The sequence below is a fragment of the Stenotrophomonas humi genome (genome assembly GCF_001431415.1).
Classification (GTDB): Bacteria; Pseudomonadota; Gammaproteobacteria; order Xanthomonadales; family Xanthomonadaceae; genus Stenotrophomonas; species Stenotrophomonas humi.
The window spans coordinates 1-5,644 of record NZ_LDJI01000044.1 but is presented as its reverse complement, the minus strand read 5'-3'; the positions used below and the strand labels follow the sequence as shown (position 1 = coordinate 5,644).

The following is a 5,644-nucleotide window of genomic DNA, read 5'->3' as shown; positions in this document are numbered from 1 at the left end:
ACGAAGCGGAAAAGCCGGCTATAATGGGCGGCTCGCTACGACGGAAACGTCGCAGCCTACGAAGACGGCGTTGAGGCCTGATTCGAAGTTCTTTGAAAGTATGCGCAGGTATCTTGTGAAGACGCCTGCAGGAGTGGATGACTGTCCATCTTGCAGACGTTTAATCAAGCAATGATTCAATTGTTTTAATGCAAGCGAAACGTTGCCAGTGGTTGGACTTCTGCAGCTAAAGTAATTTGTCTTCGGACACATGATTTTAAGTGAAGAGTTTGATCCTGGCTCAGAGTGAACGCTGGCGGTAGGCCTAACACATGCAAGTCGAACGGCAGCACAGGAGAGCTTGCTCTCTGGGTGGCGAGTGGCGGACGGGTGAGGAATACATCGGAATCTACTTTTTCGTGGGGGATAACGTAGGGAAACTTACGCTAATACCGCATACGACCTACGGGTGAAAGCCGGGGACCTTCGGGCCTGGCGCGGATAAATGAGCCGATGTCCGATTAGCTAGTTGGCGGGGTAAGAGCCCACCAAGGCGACGATCGGTAGCTGGTCTGAGAGGATGATCAGCCACACTGGAACTGAGACACGGTCCAGACTCCTACGGGAGGCAGCAGTGGGGAATATTGGACAATGGGCGCAAGCCTGATCCAGCCATACCGCGTGGGTGAAGAAGGCCTTCGGGTTGTAAAGCCCTTTTGTTGGGAAAGAAAAGCAGTCGGTTAATACCCGATTGTTCTGACGGTACCCAAAGAATAAGCACCGGCTAACTTCGTGCCAGCAGCCGCGGTAATACGAAGGGTGCAAGCGTTACTCGGAATTACTGGGCGTAAAGCGTGCGTAGGTGGTTGTTTAAGTCTGTCGTGAAAGCCCTGGGCTCAACCTGGGAATTGCGATGGAAACTGGGCAACTAGAGTGTGGCAGAGGATAGTGGAATTCCTGGTGTAGCAGTGAAATGCGTAGAGATCAGGAGGAACATCCGTGGCGAAGGCGACTGTCTGGGCCAACACTGACACTGAGGCACGAAAGCGTGGGGAGCAAACAGGATTAGATACCCTGGTAGTCCACGCCCTAAACGATGCGAACTGGATGTTGGGTGCAATTTGGCACGCAGTATCGAAGCTAACGCGTTAAGTTCGCCGCCTGGGGAGTACGGTCGCAAGACTGAAACTCAAAGGAATTGACGGGGGCCCGCACAAGCGGTGGAGTATGTGGTTTAATTCGATGCAACGCGAAGAACCTTACCTGGCCTTGACATGTCGAGAACTTTCCAGAGATGGATTGGTGCCTTCGGGAACTCGAACACAGGTGCTGCATGGCTGTCGTCAGCTCGTGTCGTGAGATGTTGGGTTAAGTCCCGCAACGAGCGCAACCCTTGTCCTTAGTTGCCAGCACGTAATGGTGGGAACTCTAAGGAGACCGCCGGTGACAAACCGGAGGAAGGTGGGGATGACGTCAAGTCATCATGGCCCTTACGGCCAGGGCTACACACGTACTACAATGGTAGGGACAGAGGGCTGCAAGCCGGCGACGGTAAGCCAATCCCAGAAACCCTATCTCAGTCCGGATTGGAGTCTGCAACTCGACTCCATGAAGTCGGAATCGCTAGTAATCGCAGATCAGCATTGCTGCGGTGAATACGTTCCCGGGCCTTGTACACACCGCCCGTCACACCATGGGAGTTTGTTGCACCAGAAGCAGGTAGCTTAACCTTCGGGAGGGCGCTTGCCACGGTGTGGCCGATGACTGGGGTGAAGTCGTAACAAGGTAGCCGTATCGGAAGGTGCGGCTGGATCACCTCCTTTTGAGCAAGACAGCATCGCCTGTCAGGCGTCCTCACAAGAAACCTGCATTCAGAGTTCTACACCGGCCAGGCCGGGGTAGAAAAGTCCCAATTACGGGGCCTTAGCTCAGCTGGGAGAGCACCTGCTTTGCAAGCAGGGGGTCGTCGGTTCGATCCCGACAGGCTCCACCACACGACACACGTTTATCGGTGTGTTCGGCCAAGAGCTAAACGGACATTGGGTCTGTAGCTCAGGTGGTTAGAGCGCACCCCTGATAAGGGTGAGGTCGGTAGTTCGAGTCTACCCAGACCCACCACTCTGAATGTTAGGCGCATACTAAGAATTTATAGACATCGGCATTGTGGCCGGTATCTGTTCTTTTAAAACTTGTGACGTAGCGAGCGTTTGAGATTCTATCTAAAACGTGTCGTGGCTAAGGCGAGAGACATAAGTCTCTTTATTAATTGAGTCGTTATAGTTCGTATCTGGGCTTTGTACCCCCAGGTCATATATATAACCCAAGGCAACTTGCGGTTATATGGTCAAGCGAATAAGCGCACACGGTGGATGCCTTGGCGGTCAGAGGCGATGAAGGACGTGGCAGCCTGCGAAAAGTATCGGGGAGCTGGCAACAAGCTTTGATCCGGTAATGTCCGAATGGGGAAACCCACCGCTCCGGCGGTATCCTGCAGTGAATACATAGCTGCTGGAAGCGAACCTGGTGAACTGAAATATCTAAGTAACCAGAGGAAAAGAAATCAACCGAGATTCCCTGAGTAGCGACGAGCGAACGGGGAACAGCCCTTAAGCTGGTATGGTTCTAGAAAAACAGTCTGGAAAGACTGGCCATAGAAGGTGATAGCCCTGTATTTAAAAGGGCCATTCCAGTGAAGACGAGTAGGGCGGGGCACGTGAAACCCTGTCTGAATATGGGGGGACCATCCTCCAAGGCTAAATACTACTGACCGACCGATAGTGAACCAGTACCGTGAGGGAAAGGCGAAAAGAACCCCGGAGAGGGGAGTGAAATAGATCCTGAAACCGTGTGCGTACAAGCAGTAGGAGCTCGCAAGAGTGACTGCGTACCTTTTGTATAATGGGTCAGCGACTTACTGTTCGTGGCAAGCTTAACCGTATAGGGGAGGCGAAGGGAAACCGAGTCTGATAAGGGCGCATAGTCGCGGGCAGTAGACCCGAAACCGGGTGATCTAGTCATGGCCAGGGTGAAGGTGCCGTAACAGGTACTGGAGGCCCGAACCCACGTCTGTTGCAAAAGACGGGGATGAGCTGTGATTAGGAGTGAAAAGCTAATCGAACCCGGAGATAGCTGGTTCTCCTCGAAAGCTATTTAGGTAGCGCCTCATATGTATCCTCTCGGGGGTAGAGCACTGTTATGGCTAGGGGGTCATCGCGACTTACCAAACCATTGCAAACTCCGAATACCGAGACGGACTGTATGGGAGACACACGGCGGGTGCTAACGTCCGTCGTGAAAAGGGAAACAACCCAGACCCACAGCTAAGGTCCCAAATTCACTGCTAAGTGGAAAACCATGTGGAAAGGCACAGACAGCCAGGAGGTTGGCTTAGAAGCAGCCACCCTTTAAAGAAAGCGTAATAGCTCACTGGTCGAGTCGGTCTGCGGGGAAGATTTAACGGGGCTAAGCAGTGAACCGAAGCTTGGGGTGTGCATATTTATATGTACGCGGTAGAGGAGCGTTCCGTAAGCCGTTGAAGGTGGATTGAGAAGTCTGCTGGAGGTATCGGAAGTGCGAATGCTGACATGAGTAACGATAATGCGGGTGAAAAACCCGCACGCCGAAAGCCCAAGGTTTCCTTGCGCAACGTTAATCGGCGCAGGGTGAGTCGGCCCCTAAGGCGAGGCAGAAATGCGTAGTCGATGGGAAGCAGGTTAATATTCCTGCACCTCGCGTAAGTGCGATGGAGGGACGGAGAAGGTTAGGTGTACCAGGCGTTGGTTGTCCTGGGGAAAGGCGGTAGGTTTGGATCTTTGGCAAATCCGGGATCCTTTAAGACCGAGCACCGAGACGAGTCTTTAAGACGAAGTCACTGATACCACGCTTCCAGGAAAAGCTCCTAAGCTTCAGCTTACGCAGACCGTACCGTAAACCGACACAGGTGGGTAGGATGAGAATTCTCAGGCGCTTGAGAGAACTCGGGTGAAGGAACTAGGCAACATGGCACCGTAACTTCGGGAGAAGGTGCACCCTTTTTGGTGGCTCATGCGAGCTATAGCTGAAGAGGGTCGCAGTAACCAGGCCGCTGCGACTGTTTATCAAAAACACAGCACTCTGCAAACACGAAAGTGGACGTATAGGGTGTGACGCCTGCCCGGTGCTGGAAGGTTAATTGATGGGGTCAGCCGCAAGGCGAAGCTCTTGATCGAAGCCCCAGTAAACGGCGGCCGTAACTATAACGGTCCTAAGGTAGCGAAATTCCTTGTCGGGTAAGTTCCGACCTGCACGAATGGCGTAACGACAGCGGCGCTGTCTCCACCCGAGACTCAGTGAAATTGAAATCGCTGTGAAGATGCAGCGTTCCCGTGGCAAGACGGAAAGACCCCGTGAACCTTTACTATAGCTTTACACTGAACGTTGAGTTCGTCTGTGTAGGATAGGTGGGAGGCTATGAAACTGTGGCGCTAGCTGCAGTGGAGCCATCCTTGAAATACCACCCTGTCGTGCTTGACGTTCTAACCTAGGTCCATTATCTGGATCGGGGACCGTGTATGGTGGGTAGTTTGACTGGGGCGGTCTCCTCCTAAAGAGTAACGGAGGAGCTCGAAGGTACGCTCAGCGCGGTCGGACATCGCGCACTGTGTGCAAAGGCATAAGCGTGCTTGACTGCAAGATCGACGGATCAAGCAGGTAGGAAACTAGGACTTAGTGATCCGGTGGTTCTGTATGGAAGGGCCATCGCTCAACGGATAAAAGGTACTCCGGGGATAACAGGCTGATACCGCCCAAGAGTTCATATCGACGGCGGTGTTTGGCACCTCGATGTCGGCTCATCACATCCTGGGGCTGTAGTCGGTCCCAAGGGTATGGCTGTTCGCCATTTAAAGTGGTACGCGAGCTGGGTTCAGAACGTCGTGAGACAGTTCGGTCCCTATCTGCCATGGGCGTTGGAAGTTTGAGAGGGGCTGCTCCTAGTACGAGAGGACCGGAGTGGACGAACCTCTGGTGTTCCGGTTGTCACGCCAGTGGCATTGCCGGGTAGCTATGTTCGGAAGCGATAACCGCTGAAAGCATCTAAGCGGGAAGCGCGCCTCAAGATGAGACTTCCCGGGGCACAAGCCCCCTAAAGGAACCATGTAGACTACGTGGTTGATAGGTCAGGTGTGTAAGTGCAGCAATGCATTGAGCTAACTGATACTAATGATCCGAGAGGCTTGACCATATAACCTCAAGTTGCCTTGGCCGACGACATGTCGATAGAGTCCAAGAGCACGCTACGTCACAAGATCTATGAGAGGCAGGCGCCTAAATCCGTTCCTTGGATGGCGACGCTCCAACCGTCTCCCTGATGAAATTAGCGCTATGGAACCACCCGATCCCATCCCGAACTCGGAAGTGAAACGTAGCTGCGCCGATGGTAGTGTGGCCTAAGCCATGCGAGAGTAGGTCATCGTCAGGGGCTTTACCCAAAACCCCGCTGCCAACGCAGCGGGGTTTTACTTTTCATGCAGGACACCGAGTTTGCTCGGTCCCGCATTCCTGCAGGGAACCGAATTCGAGCCGGCGCAACGCGCTGCTCCTACCGTCTTCCTGGTGAAATTAGCGCTGTGGAACCACCCGATCCCATCCCGAACTCGGAAGTGAAATGCAGCTGCGCCGATGGTAA

At 53.5% G+C, this 5,644-nt stretch carries 2 tRNA genes and 4 rRNA genes; all 6 read left to right on the top strand.

Annotated elements, in window-relative coordinates:
- The first annotated feature begins 257 nt into the window (after window positions 1–257).
- Window positions 258–1,802 (top strand): 16S ribosomal RNA (locus ABB26_RS17360).
- A 94-nt stretch (window positions 1,803–1,896) separates the two neighbouring features.
- Window positions 1,897–1,972: transfer RNA gene (locus ABB26_RS17355), tRNA-Ala, on the top strand.
- 48 nt (window positions 1,973–2,020) lie between these two features.
- Window positions 2,021–2,097, top strand: a tRNA-Ile gene (locus tag ABB26_RS17350).
- A gap of 224 nt (window positions 2,098–2,321) precedes the next feature.
- Window positions 2,322–5,200: ribosomal RNA gene (locus ABB26_RS17345) — 23S ribosomal RNA — on the top strand.
- Window positions 5,201–5,322: 122 nt separating this feature from the next.
- Window positions 5,323–5,437: ribosomal RNA gene (gene rrf / locus ABB26_RS17340) — 5S ribosomal RNA — on the top strand.
- A 130-nt stretch (window positions 5,438–5,567) separates the two neighbouring features.
- Window positions 5,568–5,644 (top strand): 5S ribosomal RNA (gene rrf / locus ABB26_RS17335); the annotation flags it as partial.